The 17,301-nt window shown below is 40.4% G+C and carries 16 protein-coding genes; 4 read left to right on the top strand and 12 right to left on the bottom strand.

Features of this window, described 5'->3' with window-relative positions; genetic code table 11:
- Together mutL and tsaE are read right to left on the bottom strand one after the other, a co-directional pair.
- The gene (gene mutL, locus FTU12_RS12630; RefSeq protein ID WP_180114514.1) at positions 1 to 2,013 is read right to left on the bottom strand and encodes a DNA mismatch repair endonuclease MutL; all 2,013 of its coding nucleotides are present in this window, start codon (positions 2,011 to 2,013) and stop codon (positions 1 to 3) included.
- Positions 2,003 to 2,482: a tRNA (adenosine(37)-N6)-threonylcarbamoyltransferase complex ATPase subunit type 1 TsaE gene (gene tsaE / locus FTU12_RS12625; protein WP_180022517.1), complete on the bottom strand. Its 480-nt coding sequence runs from the start codon at positions 2,480 to 2,482 to the stop codon at positions 2,003 to 2,005. Before tsaE ends, mutL begins: the two co-directional genes overlap by 11 nt.
- A gap of 135 nt (positions 2,483 to 2,617) precedes the next feature.
- Between tsaE and FTU12_RS12620 the strand changes: the two genes are divergently transcribed.
- From FTU12_RS12620 to FTU12_RS12610, 3 genes are all read left to right on the top strand, one after another.
- The gene (locus FTU12_RS12620; RefSeq protein WP_180114513.1) at positions 2,618 to 3,523 is read left to right on the top strand and encodes a pseudouridine synthase; all 906 of its coding nucleotides are present in this window, start codon (positions 2,618 to 2,620) and stop codon (positions 3,521 to 3,523) included.
- 112 nt (positions 3,524 to 3,635) lie between these two features.
- Entirely contained in the window at positions 3,636 to 3,983 is a 348-nt protein-coding gene (locus tag FTU12_RS12615; protein WP_078193683.1) for a type II toxin-antitoxin system RelB/DinJ family antitoxin, read from the top strand.
- Between the two features lie 98 nt (positions 3,984 to 4,081).
- Entirely contained in the window at positions 4,082 to 4,525 is a 444-nt protein-coding gene (locus tag FTU12_RS12610) for a GNAT family N-acetyltransferase (RefSeq protein ID WP_180063143.1), read from the top strand.
- A gap of 138 nt (positions 4,526 to 4,663) precedes the next feature.
- Here FTU12_RS12610 and FTU12_RS12605 read toward each other — a convergent pair whose 3' ends face one another.
- Entirely contained in the window at positions 4,664 to 5,383 is a 720-nt protein-coding gene (locus tag FTU12_RS12605) for a pseudouridine synthase (RefSeq protein WP_180114512.1), read from the bottom strand.
- 151 nt (positions 5,384 to 5,534) lie between these two features.
- On the opposite strand from FTU12_RS12605, the gene FTU12_RS12600 reads away from it, so the two are divergent.
- A complete protein-coding gene (locus tag FTU12_RS12600) occupies positions 5,535 to 5,990 on the top strand; it encodes a DUF441 domain-containing protein (RefSeq protein WP_180010292.1) in 456 nt (151 codons plus the stop codon).
- A gap of 32 nt (positions 5,991 to 6,022) precedes the next feature.
- Here FTU12_RS12600 and FTU12_RS12595 read toward each other — a convergent pair whose 3' ends face one another.
- From FTU12_RS12595 to FTU12_RS12555, 9 genes are all read right to left on the bottom strand, one after another.
- Entirely contained in the window at positions 6,023 to 7,189 is a 1,167-nt protein-coding gene (locus tag FTU12_RS12595; RefSeq protein WP_257227318.1) for a CynX/NimT family MFS transporter, read from the bottom strand.
- Positions 7,190 to 7,507: 318 nt separating this feature from the next.
- Positions 7,508 to 8,518 (bottom strand): sensor domain-containing diguanylate cyclase, encoded by a 1,011-nt coding sequence (locus FTU12_RS12590; protein WP_180065242.1) that lies wholly within the window; start codon positions 8,516 to 8,518, stop codon positions 7,508 to 7,510.
- A 253-nt stretch (positions 8,519 to 8,771) separates the two neighbouring features.
- Positions 8,772 to 9,095: a gamma-glutamylcyclotransferase family protein gene (locus FTU12_RS12585; protein ID WP_180059098.1), complete on the bottom strand. Its 324-nt coding sequence runs from the start codon at positions 9,093 to 9,095 to the stop codon at positions 8,772 to 8,774.
- Between the two features lie 12 nt (positions 9,096 to 9,107).
- Positions 9,108 to 10,028 carry a LysR family transcriptional regulator gene (locus FTU12_RS12580; protein ID WP_078189020.1) on the bottom strand — a complete coding sequence of 307 codons (921 nt, stop codon included), beginning with the start codon at positions 10,026 to 10,028 and terminating at the stop codon, positions 9,108 to 9,110.
- 179 nt (positions 10,029 to 10,207) lie between these two features.
- Positions 10,208 to 11,194, bottom strand: a complete 987-nt coding sequence (locus FTU12_RS12575) for an ion transporter (RefSeq protein WP_180114510.1) — start codon at positions 11,192 to 11,194, stop codon at positions 10,208 to 10,210.
- Between the two features lie 148 nt (positions 11,195 to 11,342).
- The gene (locus FTU12_RS12570; protein WP_180114509.1) at positions 11,343 to 13,058 is read right to left on the bottom strand and encodes an AAA family ATPase; all 1,716 of its coding nucleotides are present in this window, start codon (positions 13,056 to 13,058) and stop codon (positions 11,343 to 11,345) included.
- A 96-nt stretch (positions 13,059 to 13,154) separates the two neighbouring features.
- The gene (locus tag FTU12_RS12565; RefSeq protein WP_180114508.1) at positions 13,155 to 15,170 is read right to left on the bottom strand and encodes a hypothetical protein; all 2,016 of its coding nucleotides are present in this window, start codon (positions 15,168 to 15,170) and stop codon (positions 13,155 to 13,157) included.
- 212 nt (positions 15,171 to 15,382) lie between these two features.
- Entirely contained in the window at positions 15,383 to 16,150 is a 768-nt protein-coding gene (locus FTU12_RS12560) for a 1-acyl-sn-glycerol-3-phosphate acyltransferase (protein WP_180108750.1), read from the bottom strand.
- Positions 16,151 to 16,161: 11 nt separating this feature from the next.
- Positions 16,162 to 17,277 carry a beta-ketoacyl-ACP synthase III gene (locus FTU12_RS12555; protein ID WP_180026928.1) on the bottom strand — a complete coding sequence of 372 codons (1,116 nt, stop codon included), beginning with the start codon at positions 17,275 to 17,277 and terminating at the stop codon, positions 16,162 to 16,164.
- Positions 17,278 to 17,301 lie beyond the last annotated feature (24 nt).

Below are 17,301 nucleotides of genomic sequence, written 5' to 3'. Positions count from 1 at the left end.
CTACTCTCCCCGAGCAAAAAGTTTATCTAGCTGTGACAATGGAAACGCACGCCACGTCGGACGTCCATGGTTACATTGGCTGGCAAATTCAGTTTGTTCCATCTGACGCAGTAATGCATTCATTTCAGATAGACTTAAAATACGGTGTGCGCGTACAGCGCCGTGACAGGCCATGCCTGCCAATATTTGATCACGCTTTTGTAGTAACCCTGCAACCTGATCAGTTGGGTCTAAATCATTTAATAAATCTGGAATCAGCGCATCAAAGTCTGCTTTATGCAAAATGGCAGGAACACCTCGGACAATAACTTGCTCATCGCCATATTGGTCTATTTCTAAACCTAGGCGTGCCAATTGTTCTTTGAGCTCATCGACGCGCATCGCTTGCATCCGACTGATACTGACGACTTTAGGAATCAGCAATTGCTGTGATGTCCAAAACTCAGGTTTATCCCAAGCCGTTTTCATTTGTTGTAAAACAATGCGCTCATGCGCCGCATGCATATCAACAATGATTAAACCTTCGGTGTTTTGGGCCAAAATATAAATACCATGCAATTGCGCAATGGCAATCCCCAAAGGATGCTCATCGACTTTCTGCTGAATATGTTCAGCCAAAGAAGTATCAGGATCATTTGTAGACTCAGTTTGACGTAAAGGCGCTAAATAACTTTGCAATGCATTATTGAGCTGTCTGGAACCCGCTAAATTTGACTGATATCCAGTGCTATTGTTCGACGCATTTGAATATTGCTGTGTATAAGCTTCCAGACCTGTTGGCGCATGATTTGAACCATATTGCACCGTTGCTGGCGAACTAAAGTCAGTAAGTCCACCAGCAGTCTCTGGACTGACAAAATTTGTGCCTTGTTCTACAACTGGCTGAGGTTGATGTAAAGAAAATTGTTCCTGATGACGCGGCTGCGGAATAATATTTTCGTGTGCCTGCCCATCAAGTTTCATTGCAGAGGACAATTCGGCGCTCGCGGTTTGAAATTGCGCTAATGTCGATTTGGCAAAATGGCGGACAAACTCATGTACTTCACGTTGATTTAGAAAACGTATTTCATGCTTCGTCGGATGCACATTCACATCGATATTTTCAGGATCGACTTCCATAAACAACAAATAAGCGGCATGTTGATGCCCATGCAAAATACCGTCATAAGCCATGCGAAGTGCATGTGAAACGGTCTTGTCTTTTACGATACGTCCATTCACATAGACATATTGCATATCGGCTTGCGCACGTGCATCTGAAGGATGACCCAACCAACCACTGAGACGCATATTGACGCTATCAGCATCTATCCAGTACGCATTTTCAGTAAATTGACGGCCTAGTAACTGCTGCACCCGCTGAAAACGCAACGCACCACTATCTGCAATAGGCAAGTTCAGCTTAATGCTATTGTTATGCTCAAGGACAAAACGTATATCAAAATGGGTCAGTGCCAAACGACGGACAATTTCCTCAATGTGTCCAAACTCAGTCCCCGGTTTTTTGAGAAACTTACGCCGTGCAGGCACATTAAAAAATAAATCTTGCACACGAATGGTGGTGCCTTGCGTCGCTGCCACAGGCTGAATTTCTTGCGAATCAAATGCAGTGCCATTTACTTCGACCTGATAGCCTACACCGTCATCATTTTGGCTACTGGTCAATGTCAAACGAGACACCGCAGCGATCGAAGCCAAGGCTTCCCCACGAAAACCTAGACTTACAATGGCATGCAAATCTTCAGCAGTTTGGATTTTACTTGTGGCATGGCGCATGACCGCCAAAGGTAGATCTTCAGGGTGGATGCCCCGACCATTGTCTATTATTTCAATCAGTGTACTGCCGCCTTGTTCAATACGAACAATCAGCTCAGTCGCCCCTGCATCAATGGAATTTTCCAGTAATTCTTTGACCACAGAAGCAGGACGTTCAATCACTTCCCCTGCGGCAATTTGGTTGGCTAAGGCAGGATCAAGCGTTCGAATGCGGCGGGCACTGATTTCATTCAGCATGGTTAAATTTTTGCTCCAAAGCGTTTTGCAAAGTTTCTGAAGAAGAGCTTAAAGTCGCTGTACGGGTGCTTTCATCCGCAGACTTTTCAATATTAATAATTAAATCAGCCGCAGGGATTTCGTCGCCCCCTTTAGATGGCCATTCAAATAAAAATAGGGCGTTCGGCGTTTCTAAATAATCACGGATACCCATAAGTTCAAGCTCATAGGGGTCGTTGAGACGATATAAATCAAAATGAAAAATATCTTGTCCTTGAATATTGTAAGGTTCAACTAATGTATAGGTTGGACTTTTTACCGCACCTTGATGACCCAAGTGTTGTAAAAAATAACGTGTTAACGTGGTCTTTCCTGCACCCAAGTCACCAATTAAATACGCTACACCCGTCGTAAAATGCGTCGCCAGTACGGTAGCTAAGTTTTGGGTATCGACTTCACTATTAAGTTCCAGACTGAATGAATACTGCATATTACTCACAACATGTACATAAGAATTAAATATGATAGCATCGCACTGGCTAAAATGGATATGTTCACACTACAGATTGAGCATTTTTCATGATGTGTTCTCTGCTTTATTTGCTCAGTTTTTAGATCTTTCTTCATGCACAGTTTTGAATTTACTCCCCCAATGATCAATGGTGTTAGTGCCAGCAAAGTCTTCCTTGACGGTCAACACACACAAGCCTCAACGGTCTACGCATATTTATGTGAGCAATTTCCTCATATCCAAGCAGTGGAGTGGCAACAACGATTTAAAGATGGATTGGTCTATGCCGCAAATGGTGACGTTTTAACGATAGACAGTCCTTTTGAAGCCAATCGTCATGTTTATTATTATCGATTCTTAGCGCATGAAATCCATGTTCCCTTTGAACATCAAATATTGTTTGAAAATGATCATTTCATTGTGGTCGATAAACCGCATTTTCTCACCATGAGTCCGACCGGTCAGTATGTACAAGAAACCTTGTTGGTTCGACTCAAAAAACAAACGCAGCTTGAACAGCTAACGCCGATTCATCGTTTAGACCGTGAAACTGCCGGCGTGGTGCTCTTCTCCAAATGTGTCGAAAGCCGTGGGCTATATCAACAGATGTTTGCCAAGCGGCAAGTTCAAAAAACCTATCATGCCATTGCAACTTATCGAGATGAATTAAATTTCCCTATCACAACTCGCTATCGTATGGAAAAAGGTCAGCCTTTTTATACAATGCAACTGGTAGATGGTGAGCCAAATAGTGAAACATACATTAAGCTCCTCCAGCAGCATGGAAACCATGCAAAGTATGAATTAAAGCCCCATACCGGCAAGCAACACCAACTTCGTGTACATTTAAATGCTTTGGGCATTCCAATTCAAAATGATCCCTTTTATCCAGTAGTACAACATAAGGCAGAGGACGATTTCAGCCAACCTTTACAACTACTTGCGAAACAGCTTGAGTTTATCGATCCTGTGACAGACCAGGCTTTTCAATTCAGTTCTGCCTATGAATTGACACTGTAAATCGATTGTCATTACATTAAATTGATAAAATACTGCCAAACTTTCTTGAATTTATAACAGTTTTGATTAGAATAAATGCGAAAAGTTAAGTATTTAAAAGCTTTCTAAGAATATGAGAAAAACTGAAGTCTACCAAATCCGTCTCGATTCACAGGAAAAGAAACAGGCCTTTGCCGTGTTTAAACAATTAGGCATTACACCTGCACAGGCTGTACGACTATTCTTTAAACAAGTTGTTTTAACCAAATCGATCCCCTTCTCTATTGAAAACCAAAATATCAATATTGAACAATTGATTAAGTTACGTAAATTAAAACAACAAGAAGCCCAAGCTATTTCAACCATTGAAATTAGCCCTGCTGAATTAGAAATTTTAAATAATGATCCATTATTAGATGATGATCATCTCGACTTGTTTGAAGAGCTCAATGCAATTTTGGGTGAAGGTGACAAAACTTAACACTGTCGCATTTATAAACAATTTATAAATCAACCAATTTCGAAAATTCGATATGCTTCATGCAAGACTGATAAAAATAGCATGGAGTATAGAAAAAAATGATCGTTCGACGCGCAACAGAAGCAGACCTTCATCCACTTGCTGTTTTATTTGATGAATATCGCCAATTTTATGGCACCTCTTCTAATCTTGATATTTCATATAAATTTCTAAGACAACGTTTTGAAAATAATGAAAGCGTAATTTTTATTTGCTTAAAAGATGATGTGATTACTGGGTTTATCTTACTATATTTGGGCTTTTCATCTGTGGCTTGTTCAACCTACTATATTTTAGATGATGTCTATGTCAGCCCTATATATCGTCGTCAAGGTTCAGCCAAACAATTGATCGATACTGCGGTTCTCTTTGCTCAACATGAAGGCGCGCTTCGAATCAGCCTCGAAACTCAAAAAAATAACTATCACTCACATCAGCTCTATGAATCGATGGGCTTCATTAAAGACGATGAATTTCAAACTTATCATTACTTTATTCGCTAATGCATTGCTCAGCATTAAAATACATCATCAACGCATATTAGAAACGAATCTTTCGATCAGTAGATAGCAGACATATTAAAGGGCTTTAATACCGCACATTCATCCTTCAAATGATGACGTATCAAAGCCCTGTACCTATTACTGTGAATTTAGATTTTCACGAAATTTCGATTGTTCAATTTGCGCTGCATTCAAATAGATCCATTCACCCCCAGCAATATCTTCAAGCTTTAATTGTCCTATTTGAGCACGATGTAATGTTTCAACTTTATTGCCGACAGCCGCCAACATCCGCTTCACTTGATGATATACCCCTTGATGGACAGTCATTTGCAATTGATGTGAAGCCAATAGCTGTACATCGGTTGCAGCGAAGATGCCTTTTTCGTTTCGAAGCTCCACGCCTTGTTCTAATTGTTGTATTTGCTCAGGTGTCACAGGATCTGCGGTATGCATCGAATACACTTTGGCAACATGCTTTTTAGGGTGTGTAAGCGCTTGTAGATATTGACCATCATCCGTGAGCAGCAACAGTCCAGTGGTGTCTTGATCCAGTCGCCCGACGCATTGCAGACCACGATTTAACAGCACATCATCAAATAATTCAAAAACACTAAAATGATGGGTTGCCTGATGCGAACATTCATAACCTTGAGGTTTATTTAACGCGATATAAACATGCTCACGATAGGTATAGTCCTGTCCATGCACACTGTAAGTTAAATCATTCAAGTCCAGCTTTTGCTTTGGATTATCTACAATCTCACCGTGTATTTCGACCGCACCATTTTTTATCAACTGTTGGCAATATTTACGCGAACCAAAACCTTGTGATTGCAGCATTTTTTCCAAAAACATAGAACAACCTAATAAACACCATATATTGCTATTTTATACTGAACAGTGACTCAACTTGCAGGAAAAATAGCGGAAATGATCTTGAACGCCAGTTTTTAATGTTTCTGCGCTACACTATTGATTATTTATTGAAGTTTCTCACGAATATCCTATGTCTCAGTTGGATTTAAATCTGATCGTGTTATTGGTGTTATTGGCTTGTGGCATCTTTAGCCACAATACAGCGATCACCATAGCAGCAGGTGTCTTGATTATTTTCCGCATCACGCCTTTGAGTGAATTTTTCCCCTATCTGCAACAATATGGCTTAAACATTGGCATTATTATTTTAACCATTGGCGTACTCACACCGATCGCTAGCGGGAAAATACCCGGCGATTCAATTTTAAAATCCTTTTTAAGTTGGAAATCCCTCGTCGCAATCGCCATTGGCGTCTTTGTCGCATGGTTAGGCGGTCGCGGTGTCAAACTGATGTCCAATCAGCCAGATGTGGTTGCTGGACTGTTGATTGGGACAGTCGCAGGTGTTGCGATGCTGCGCGGTGTACCTGTCGGCCCACTCATTGCAGCAGGCATCTTGTCTTTACTGATTGGGATTAAGCAATAAGGCCGTTGCTGACATAGCGGTTTAACAAAATGTTAATTTGAGCCATGCTGCATTTGAAATAAACGTCGACTAAGCATGATTCCAACGAATGACAACGCTGACATCAAGATACCCGCCCAAAACCACGCTCCAGTCTGTGAAACTACGGTGGCAATCACCGGAGGCAGAACAAATTGTGAAATGGCAGAACATTGTAAAATCATGCCGATCGTCGTACTAATTGCCGCAGGATAAGGTGCAAAATGCAGTGCTTGCGCAAAGACCGTTGCAGCAACTAAGCCACCAAATAGCGAAAAACTGAACACTGTTAAATATTGCAATAAAAACGGTAACGCGTCTTTAAAGAGATAAAATCCTAAGGAGCAAATGATCAAGACGGCAAAACCCAGTTGGACTAAAGTTTTAGCTTGAAAACCACGCTGTAATAGCAGTCCACACCCCCATGTACCCACAGCATTGGCAACGGCAACGCTGGCTGTTAAAGCACCTGCCAGTTCTGCTGAAATTTGGTTTTGTGCATAAATCATCGGTAAGAATCCCACCAATGCAAACCACTGCCCTGCATATGTCCCAAAAATGAGCGCCAAAAGCCATGCTGCTGGATGTTTAAGAGTATCCCGAATGAGACCAATAACAGGTGTTGTATTAAGCGCCGCTTTAGGCTGAGGAATAAACATGGCGATACAGAGCAGTAATGCAGCAGTGATCATAGCAAAACTGAGCCAAACTATGCTCCATCCATATTGAGCAATTAGAAATGGCGCGACCAATAAGGCAATCCCCATACCTCCGCCCATATAAGCACTCCACAGCCCCATCTTCGCGCTGATGTGTTGTAGCGGTACTAGCTGACGGATAAATGCAGGCCCTGTGAGAGTCACCAATAAGAAGCCAAATCCTTCTATGACACGTAGAAGCAACAAGACATCAAAGCTTTGTGCAAAGCCCCCCCATGCACTTGCTATCGTCAATAAACTTAAGCCCAATAAAATACACAGCTTAAATCCAATTTTTTGGATATAACTACCAATCAACAATGCAAAGCACATTCCTGCACCCTGTACCAATGAGAGCAATAAACCAGACTGAATAAAGCTAATGCCGAGTTGCTGTTGTAATACAGGTATCGCGGGCGGTAGTTTCCCGATGTGCATTGCAGCAATAAAACCTGCCGCAATAATGAATAAATCTTTTGACATCCCTTTCATTGAATTGTCATGCTCTTTTCGCCATGCAATAGCGCACAGCTTAACAATTCAAAATATTATTTTGAGTCAAAAAACAAATGACCTTAGATGATTTTTCAATTATTTAATCATCTTGCACCGTCACATGCTAAGCGCACTTTGATTTAAATTAAACAATAATATTCCGTGATGTCATCTGCAATTGTTTGAGACAGGACAAGTTTTCATCAAAACGTTTTGCGATACTTTAGATAATATGACAGTAGTGAAGGAATTCACCTGCATAACAATTAGTGAATTATTTAAGCAGTGAGATATTCAGGCAGTGAGTTATTCAATATTAACTTGTTTCCGTTCACGCTTATTGGCGTACATTTTCAAATCAGCCATTTCGACCAATTGATCGATGGATTCGGCATCCTCTGGAAATAAAGCCATGCCAATACTGGCACCAATTTTCAAGCTCATTTGCTCGAATGCAAATGGCAGTCCGCAACTTTCTGCGATTCGATTCATCGCCGTTTGCGCACGCTCTAAGTTGGCAATATTGGTTAAAATCACAGCAAATTCATCACCGCCCAAGCGTGCAACCAAGTCATCTTGACGCGTTTCACGCAAAATGCGCTGCGCGATTTCTTTCAGTGCAGCATCCCCAATGCGATGTCCAAACTGATCATTAATCGGCTTCAGACCATCCATATCAATCATCAAGATACCCAACACTTTTTTCTGCGCACGTGCTTTTTCTATCCCTTGGCGTAAAAAGTCGACAAACAAAGCCCGATTAGCTAAACCTGTTAAGCTATCTTGAGTCGCCAATTTATATAACTCTGTCGCACCGAAACGTGTTGCATGGTACATCGCCGCAGCGATCAACTCAGACATCAAACTCAATATATGTAAATCGGCTTCCTGAAAGGCATCGACTTGGTCAGAGTAAATCTTTAAAACACCGACACCTTCATCACAATGAATCAATGGCACTACTGCCATCGAACGCAATCCAACACGTTGACATGCCACGCGATCTACCCGTGCATCTGTTTCCGAATCTTGGCAATACAGTGTTTGTTTTTGCGCTATACATAGACCCGATAAACTATTTTCAATATGAAGTCTTAAACCCAGTAAATGACTCGCCCCACCAGACACTGCACGATAGACCATATCACCATCTTCAGCCAACTCTACAACTGCACCTTTAGCATGTGTAATCTGCTGCGCCTGTTCTGCCACTACGGTCATCACTGCATTTAGATCTAAACCCAGTTTCGCAATAGCTGTCTGAGTTTGAATCACAGACATGAGTTGAGTTGGTGAGGGTTCTATAGTATTCGGCATGATTGAGCTCAAACAGGTTTCAGTGTGAGATACAGCTCAATTCTAAAAATTATTCATCCACTTGTATAGCAATCTTAAAGTGATTTCTGTGCATTCAAGCACTTTAGATACAACTCTTTCAAATACTGCTCTTCGAAAGAAAATGCACTCAAGGAAACAACAGAGCAAGCAGAATCATCGATACATATTTCAAAGGTCGGGGAAAGTCATAATGTATGGATGGCCCACGTATTTTACGACTCTCCCCTCTATATTATTTCAAGGCGTAAATTTCACTCTGCATCCATTCTCCGCCTTCCAATTGCACATCAACAGCCACACGTTGGTATTCAGCCCCTTCAAATTCATCTAAAGCAGCCCAATGAGCTGCTAAGTTTTCAGAGATAAAAACATAGCCTTCAATGGCTTGACCTGCCTTCGATAAACGAATGCCCGGACTGCCCATAGCCGCACCCCAGCCTTTATGTTCTAATTCACCCCAAACCACACCTTTCTTCCACACACCACCTATGCGCTCCATCACATTAGCATTGGGCTGACCTAGACGTAATGTCCCGTATACAAAAAGACTCTGAATCATAGATCCCCCTTAGTTGGAATAATATTGATTGCGTTTTTGTGAGAATTTCGCCAACTGTTTTAGGAAGCCTTCAAAGTAGCTTTTTTCAGCCTCTTCGGTACGATAACCGGCGTACAAAGTCCGTCTTAAACCTTCAGGTGAAACACAATCTAAGCGTCGAGAGGTCACCCAACCTTTTTGTTCATATTCATTTACCACCCAATCAGGTAATGCCGCGATACCACGACCACTTGCAACCAACTGAATCAGCATCTGGGTCAAATCTGTGGTACGGACGTGTTTAGGCTGAATATTGGCCGGTAAAAATAATTTCGCCATGATATCTAAACGATGTTTATCGACCGGATAGGTAATCAGCGTTTCTTCTGCTAATTCTTGAACAGTCACATTTGTTGCACGAACCAATGGATGCGTATTTGACAGTACCAAACGAGACTCATATTCAAAGATAGGGAAATATTCCACACCTTTTAAATTGATTGGGTCTGCCGTAATCAGAAGATCAAACTCACCTGTTTGTAATAGTTCATGCGGATTGGCTTCAAAGCCAGAGGCAAAGTCCAAATCTACATCTGGGTATTGCTGACGGTAGACATTCAATAACGGCATCAGCCAATCAAAACAACTATGACATTCAGAAGAAAAAATAATTCGGCCGGTTTGACCATGCACAATACGTGTAATGTCCGATTGCGCAATTTGAACTTGCGGCAAAATATCATCAGCAAGGCGTAGTAAACGTTGCCCAACATTCGAAAAGGTCACAGGACGTGTGCGTCGGTTCACCACCTCTACCCCATACCAATGATCTAGCTCTTTCAACTGGTGTGAAAGTGCAGAAGGCGTTAAACATAGATCATTAGATGCAGCGACCAAAGAACCATGTTCTCTGAGTGCCAATAATGTTTTGAGATGGCGTAATTCCAACATAATGAGTTCCACAAACGACATACTGAATGAGCTGAAAATCAGTATTTTTAAATTATATTCATCATATCATGATATTTATGAATCATATTCATCATAAATTTTATTTAACTATTTTTTATCCACATGAATATACTTCATCAAGTTTTACTGAATCATCTTTAAGCTAATTTTTTTTCACATTACAAATCAGGTAATTTTTTTCCACAATGCGGGCAATATGCATACTGCTCACGCTCCTGCTTTAATGATTCCTCTTTTTGCTCACGTACCAATTGCCAAATAATATCCTGTGTTTGCTCACGGGTTAAACCCACTGTTTTTCGAATTTCTTCTATTTTTTCAGGCTCAAGTACAAAATCAATTTCACGATTTTGAATCAACTCACGAAAACTGAGTTCTAATTGTTGTTTGCGTTGCTCCAATTCATGTGCCAAACCATTGGCTAAAATACCTGCTGGCAATGCTGCCAAGCCAACGCCCAATATCGTAATCATTGCACCTAATATCCGCCCAACAGGGGTAATCGGTGTTACATCGCCATAACCGACCGTCGTTAAAGTAACAACTGCCCACCACATGGACGCAGGAATAGAGCTAAAGACTTCTGGCTGGGCTTTACTCTCAACTAAATACACCCCAGCTGCAGCCATAATAATCATAATGAATAAAATAAAAACAACAGCTTGAAATGAACCTTTTTCACGTTCAATGACACGTAACAAAATTTGCAATGACACAAAATATCGAGTTAATTTCAATAAACGCAGTAATCGTAAAATACGTAAAAAACGCAAATCAAAATGGACAAAGAAATTTAGATATGCAGGTAAAATTGCCAATAAATCAATAATTGCGCCACCACTTTTTACCCAATTCAAACGATTACGCCAAGCGGAGTAAAATGGGTCTTTATCTGCAATCGACCAAAGCCTCAATACGTATTCAACACTAAATACAATGATTGAAAAATTTTCAAAAAAATCAAAGTAAACTTGATAAGACAAATAAATATCATTGACCGATTCGAGTAAAACCGCAGCAGCATTACCTAAAATCAGCAATATCAAAGCATAGTTGAGAAAATGACTAAATTTAGTTTCATAATCATCATTATGTAAATTGTTATAGACAAATTTACGCAGTGAATACCATGCACTAAAAGTCATAATTCAAATCGTTAGCAAATTAACTTGCTACAGTGTAAACCATCGCTTAGGAAAAATACGAATCCTTTAGACAGTCTACTGTTAAATCTATTGAACGATATTAACCACACTTTATTCATCAGTATTTTTCGTATGCACCATATATCCATTATTCCACAAATAATAAAGCCAAACGAACTTGGTCATAACCCATGCGTGGACTGGTCAACTCCACAATTGGACGCAGCTTAACCGTGCCGTCATCATTATAATGTGCTGGGTCTTGTCGCTTCGCCAAGCGTTTATAGATTTTACGCACCTGCTCAACCACATCTTCTCCCGGATGTGCCACCGAGATATCTAAACCTTGCTCTTTTTGCAGACGAGCCAAATGGTTAATAATGGTGGCTGGTGTTAAGCCACGCTCCACTGCAATATCTTGAATTTCATAACCTTCTTCAAACAATTCACGAGTTTGATCTAAAGTCGCTGTGGCAAAACTTTGTTTCGCACCAGTTTTGGCAATTTTCTTTTCATTGCGCTCGATTTCCACTTCATTCAGTGTTCCGCCACAATGGCGAATAAAGGCTTTGTGTTGTACTGTTAAATCAGCCTCTGCAAAATTAGTTTCCGCTTCATCAGAGAGTTCCTGAAAACGTCGATCGGCTTTAATCGCCAAACTGTCGAGTTCTAAGGCTTGTTCATTAAAACCAAGTAAACGCAAACCATCTAATGTTTTTAAACGCGACAATGCCACATAACCCTGACCTTTCTCAAAAGTATGGGTCAAGTTAATTTCAGCCGCTGCAAGGGTCATCCCTTGAGATTTGTGAATGGTGATCGCCCAGGCCAAACGCAGTGGAATTTGTTGGAAACTGGCAATGGTTTTACCATCATCATTATCGACAGACCATGTTTCAGGTTCTACCACCAAGGTCATGCCATCAGTGAGTTTTACTTTAGGCAAGATGCCATATTCATCATCTTCTTCAAAACCTATCACTTCACCGAGGCTGCCATTGATATAGCCCACGTCAAAGTTGTTTTTTACAAACATCACTTTGGCATTTTTCTTTAAGGTCAAAGTTTCCGGCGCACGCACTGAAGATTTTAAGGTTTCGATCAGTTTATCATTACCATCACATTGGGCATCAAACTGGCGAGATTCTTGCTCAATTTCATTTAGATGTTTATAGTTAATACTATCTACATCCATATTATGGGTATACAAGCGCGTAAAGGTTTCACCTATATTTTGTGAACTTGTCTGCCTTAAAGCATGCAAATGATCGCCCGTAATTTGCTGAGCACGAATCGCATTTAGAATATCATTGAGATAGTCATTACCCTGACGATGTTGTTCGGTCAAATAACACACGCGAAACTTCGCTTCTACCCATGCCTCAGACATAAAGCAAAACTTGTCACGGTTTAATTCACCTTTGCGTCCCACAGGGGGTAACTGGAAGAAGTCACCTGCAACAATGACTTGAATCCCCCCAAAAGCATCTTCACTGTCTTTAAAAAATTTTAAAACTTTATTCACCAAGTTTAATTGCTTGGCATGCAACATCGAAATTTCATCGATGATTAAAACTTGGGCATTTTCCAAATGCTCTTTTAAATATTTACGTTCTTTTAAGCGCTTTAACTCATCTTCGGAAATCGCATCTTTAATCCCAATCCCTGCCCATGTATGAATTGTCATGCCATTCATATGGGTTGCAGCAATCCCTGTAGAAGCCGTAATTGCCACCGGCACTTTGCGCGCTTTTAGATAATTGATGTACTGATTTAAAGTATAAGTTTTCCCTGCACCAGCCGAACCTGTTAAAAACACATTTTCGCCTGCTTTGAGCAGCTTGAGTGCAGTTTCTTGTTTCATAAGACCTATACCGTAAAAGAACGGCTATAGCCTAACGATTTTTGACTCAAAAGTTAAGCGCACAACACAGTTTACTAAATCCGTATTTCGCCAATCTTACTTTAAGCTATTGAACCTATTTAAAAATTCTTTGGCGATATTTACTTTTTCTATTTCTGCTTGGGTATTATTTGAATACTCAAGTTGATCAAAAACCAAAATGTGGTTTTGCACATGACAGCCCAAAGTCATCGATACATGCAAAATGGGATGGTACATATGAAAAGCTACATATAGTCTTGCAATGATACTGGCGCTATAACTTGATGCCAAACAATGTTTAAAGTGAATAGATTCATCAATAATTCGATCGATGGTTTTTAATTCTTCAAAGACCCAATCTTGAAAATATATTTTGTCTTCTGTTGTAAATGGCTGCCAGACTGTTGTCTCAAATTTACGCTTTAATTGAGTTAACATTTCTTGCTTTTGTTGCTTGGCATGCCAATGCACCGCCTGATGAAAGACTCCATTCCAGGTAATATTTTTTGGGACTGTATGACCTGTAGAATAAGTCGCACTAACATAGTCACGCACATATGCATCAAATACAGATACTCTTAAATTGGCATGCTTTAAATAAAATAAATTTCGAAAATCCTGCAGTTGAATTTTATGTTGTCGTAAAACACTTAAAAATTGGCGATTTTCTTGGGTTTCTGGACGAATAAAATCCATCAAAGCCTGCGGTAAATGCTGCGTACAACGTAATAAATGCTGCAGATAGGCCTGCATAATACGGCTCAAAGGTAGATAGACTTTTTTTATGGCCTGATCCTCCGCGCCTAATACCTGTCGCATTAAGATCAACCACTCATCTAAATACAAAATCGATGGGCTGATCACTACACGATGGTCATCATGCTGCTGATATTTTCGCTGTAAAACAAACTGCAGATTTTTTTCATGATTAAACCAATCATGTTCATGCGCAATCGTATGGCAATTTTGAATAAATAAGCGCGCTGCAACAAATTGAAAATGTTGTAGGGTTGCAAGAATCAATGCAGGATGAATATGCTGCGTATCGACAAAACTTAATGCCGTCACAGCCACTCGTACATTACTGTGTTGAAAATTACGACTCAGCCAATCCAATACTTCGGCTGACTGCTTGAACATCCATCGCACTGCACGGTTGTTGTCGAGTAAAGGGAGTTTTCCACATTTTTTTTGCCAAATTGCTGTGACTTGCACAAAATTGCTATGGCTTAATATGTCCTGCTCTGCCCAAACATCCCGATGCATCAAACGAATAAAACCCAACAAATTGGGACGCTCATATGCATGGTCGAGCAACAAAATAATATCTTCTATATGTTCATTTAATTCTTGTAAATTGAACCGATCTTCATAACTCAAACTCATGATCCGGTAAATCGTTGGATCTAAAAATTGTGCTGTAGCAAAACAAATCTCGTCCAAACTATCCATCAAGAGCTGTATCGGCAATATTTCAGCTTCTGTAAGTGAATGAAGCGCAAACATCTGCTCAATCTTTTGCATCAACCAATGTGGTAGACAGATTTGGCATTCGATATACGTTTGTAATAGCGGTGTCTGATAAATCTGCTGCTCTTGCATCAGCTGATCAAAAATTTGCGCTTCAACTGCTGTCATCTGTGCTAAAAACTGCTGAACACGCGCTGGCCCATTTAGATGTTGAAAAATCGACTGTAAGATCAATTGTCTAAATTGCTGTGCTTTTTCTCTGAGCAAGAGTGAATGTTGCGGCTTTAGGTCGCCAGTAAAAAAATACAATTCATGAAATAAGAAATCTTCTACTACTTCAATACATGGCACTGTCGTATGCAATTCAGCAATTTTGATGGGTCTAAATGGACTTCTAGGAAACTGATAGCCAATCGATTCACGACTTTGTAGCTGTAAGGTCCACAGTCCATTACACAGTTGAATGCGGTGCTGCTCTTGTTCAATTTTAAAGATATTTTGTGAATTGAGTGCTGTAGCAAGATCCATTTGCTCTTGATACAACTGCTTTAAACTTGGAGATATTCGAATAAGTTGCCGAGCAATATGCTCAAGCTGCGGGGTCAAGCTTTTCTTTTCCATCTTCCGCCCTAACGATCGTTGATTATTTTTCAACCTTCACTATAGTCAAAGTTTAATGCTCCGACTACTGCCATTAATCAGCCGAATAGCTGTACAAAAGGTCAATACAAAGGCGTTCAATAAAAAAATCTAAAAGCTATTGTTGTGACAAAATTCACCATAATTTTGAGCTGTGACGAATAAAAATGAATGAAGTTGAAGAGTAGTCACTATTATTGATCTGTAGAATATTGTTCTGAACGGATTTTCTTAAGCTGTTCTATCGCATTGTAAATATCTTGTTGTAGTGCCTCTCGATAGAGCTTTAAATCCTCCACACTCTGAATATGACTCAAACTTTGACGGGGTAAAAATTGAAAATAGAATGGAATGCGCTTGGGGATAATACGCTTGGGTAAAGACGGAATCACATCACCATGACGTAATAATTTATCGATTTTTTGTATTTTTAATAGTTGTTTAAACCAACGATGTTCAACAATCACACTGGCATCAAAACCCAGTTCAAAGACTTCATCTCCACCTAAAGCGGCAAAAGGCACGATATCATAATTAAATTCTTGCGCCAGTTTTAAAAAGCCATAACGTTGCTTCCAAATCAGTTGATAGGCTTCGCCTTTTCGCTTCAAAACCTCTCGACCACCACCGGGAAAAACTAAAATGGAATAACCTTGTTGCATCACTGTTCTGACATAGTCCTGAATGCCTTGGACTGCACCGAACTTTTTGACCATGCCACGCCAACCGGGCAAATAAAAATGGCTATGATCAGCGATACTGACCACAGCCACTTTATGTTCATTGTAGAGATAATCAATAATCAACGGTGAATCGAGTACACCGTAAATTGTATGATTCCCTACATACATTGCAGGTTTTGATGCATCAATATATTCAGCGCCAAAAAAGGTCGGCGTGAAATACATGCGGGATAAAGCGCTTAAACGCTTTATCCATTTTGCATCATGTTCAACCTGCATATGTGCTGACCTTAGGCAGCATCATGTTTTTGAACAAGTACAGAACCTACTGAGTAGCCTGCACCAAATGAGCAAAGCACACCATATTCGCCATGGTTTACTTCATTCGCAGTACGGTGCAATGCAATAATGACACCTGCTGATGAAGTATTGGCAAATTCATCAAGAATGATTGGAACAAGGTCTGGCTGAGCATGTTCTTTACCCACAACCAGTTTCAGAATCAATTCATTCATGCTGGCATTTGCTTGGTGTAACCAGAAGCGTTTTACATCTGTTGCCGCAATTTTATTGTCATCCAATTGCTTAGTGATCATTTTCGCCACTAATGGACACACTTCTTTAAATACTTTACGACCGTCTTGACGGAAACGGTTGTTGTCGATGTCAGCATCGACTTCACTCATATTTAAGTAACCGAAGTTGTTACGAATGTTGTTTGAGAACTGAGTAAACAGGTCAATATCCAACACTTCAAAACCAGCTTTGGTTTCAGTTTCTTCAATGATCGAAGCCGTTGCAACGTCACCAAAGATGAAGTGACAGTCACGCATACGGAAATCTGTATGACCAGATGTGATCTCAACGTTCACCAATAACACGCGACGAGCGCCTGATTTGATCGCGTCATAGGCTTGCTTGATACCAAAAGTTGCAGCTGAACATGCAACGTTCATGTCATAGGCATAACCCTGAATACCCAACGCAGTTTGAATTTCAATTGAAACGGCTGGATATGCACGTTGAATGTTAGAGCATGACAAGATCACAACATCGATGTCTTCAGCAGTCACGCCTGCATTTTCCATCGCTTGCTTTGCAGCAGCTACGCCCCATTCCGCTTGTAGCGAAATTTCATCATTTGGACGTTCATGTAGCACTGGGCGTAAACGTTTTGGATCTAAAATACCGCTTTTTTCAGCAACATAACGTGCTTTCACGCCAGATGCTTTTTCGATAAATTCTGCACTTGAACCACGGCGCGCTTCTAGCTCACCGGCTTCAATTTTTTCAGCATTATCACTGTTGTACTGTTCCACATAAGCATTTAAAGCTTCAACTAACTCTTCGTTAGTAATTACGTCTTCTGGATGATAAAGACCTGTACCCGTAATGCGGATGCCCATGTAAAACTCCTTTTAGAAATTACC

Origin of the sequence: Acinetobacter sp. YH12063 (genome assembly GCF_013419715.1) — a bacterium.
Taxonomy (GTDB): Bacteria; Pseudomonadota; Gammaproteobacteria; order Pseudomonadales; family Moraxellaceae; genus Acinetobacter; species Acinetobacter amyesii.
Note: the sequence above shows the minus strand (reverse complement) of the source record. Positions and strands in the feature narration are given on the sequence as shown.

Coding starts and splice junctions, on each gene's coding strand:
- mutL (WP_180114514.1), bottom strand. CDS start 2,013: ATGCTGAATGAAATCAGTGCCCGCCGCATTCGAACGCTTGATCCTGCC.
- tsaE (WP_180022517.1), bottom strand. CDS start 2,482: ATGCAGTATTCATTCAGTCTGGAACTTAATAGTGAAGTCGATACCCAA.
- FTU12_RS12620 (WP_180114513.1), top strand. CDS start 2,618: ATGCACAGTTTTGAATTTACTCCCCCAATGATCAATGGTGTTAGTGCC.
- FTU12_RS12615 (WP_078193683.1), top strand. CDS start 3,636: ATGAGAAAAACTGAAGTCTACCAAATCCGTCTCGATTCACAGGAAAAG.
- FTU12_RS12610 (WP_180063143.1), top strand. CDS start 4,082: ATGATCGTTCGACGCGCAACAGAAGCAGACCTTCATCCACTTGCTGTT.
- FTU12_RS12605 (WP_180114512.1), bottom strand. CDS start 5,383: ATGTTTTTGGAAAAAATGCTGCAATCACAAGGTTTTGGTTCGCGTAAA.
- FTU12_RS12600 (WP_180010292.1), top strand. CDS start 5,535: ATGTCTCAGTTGGATTTAAATCTGATCGTGTTATTGGTGTTATTGGCT.
- FTU12_RS12595 (WP_257227318.1), bottom strand. CDS start 7,189: ATGTCAAAAGATTTATTCATTATTGCGGCAGGTTTTATTGCTGCAATG.
- FTU12_RS12590 (WP_180065242.1), bottom strand. CDS start 8,518: ATGCCGAATACTATAGAACCCTCACCAACTCAACTCATGTCTGTGATT.
- FTU12_RS12580 (WP_078189020.1), bottom strand. CDS start 10,028: ATGTTGGAATTACGCCATCTCAAAACATTATTGGCACTCAGAGAACAT.
- FTU12_RS12575 (WP_180114510.1), bottom strand. CDS start 11,194: ATGACTTTTAGTGCATGGTATTCACTGCGTAAATTTGTCTATAACAAT.
- FTU12_RS12570 (WP_180114509.1), bottom strand. CDS start 13,058: ATGAAACAAGAAACTGCACTCAAGCTGCTCAAAGCAGGCGAAAATGTG.
- FTU12_RS12565 (WP_180114508.1), bottom strand. CDS start 15,170: ATGGAAAAGAAAAGCTTGACCCCGCAGCTTGAGCATATTGCTCGGCAA.
- FTU12_RS12560 (WP_180108750.1), bottom strand. CDS start 16,150: ATGCAGGTTGAACATGATGCAAAATGGATAAAGCGTTTAAGCGCTTTA.
- FTU12_RS12555 (WP_180026928.1), bottom strand. CDS start 17,277: ATGGGCATCCGCATTACGGGTACAGGTCTTTATCATCCAGAAGACGTA.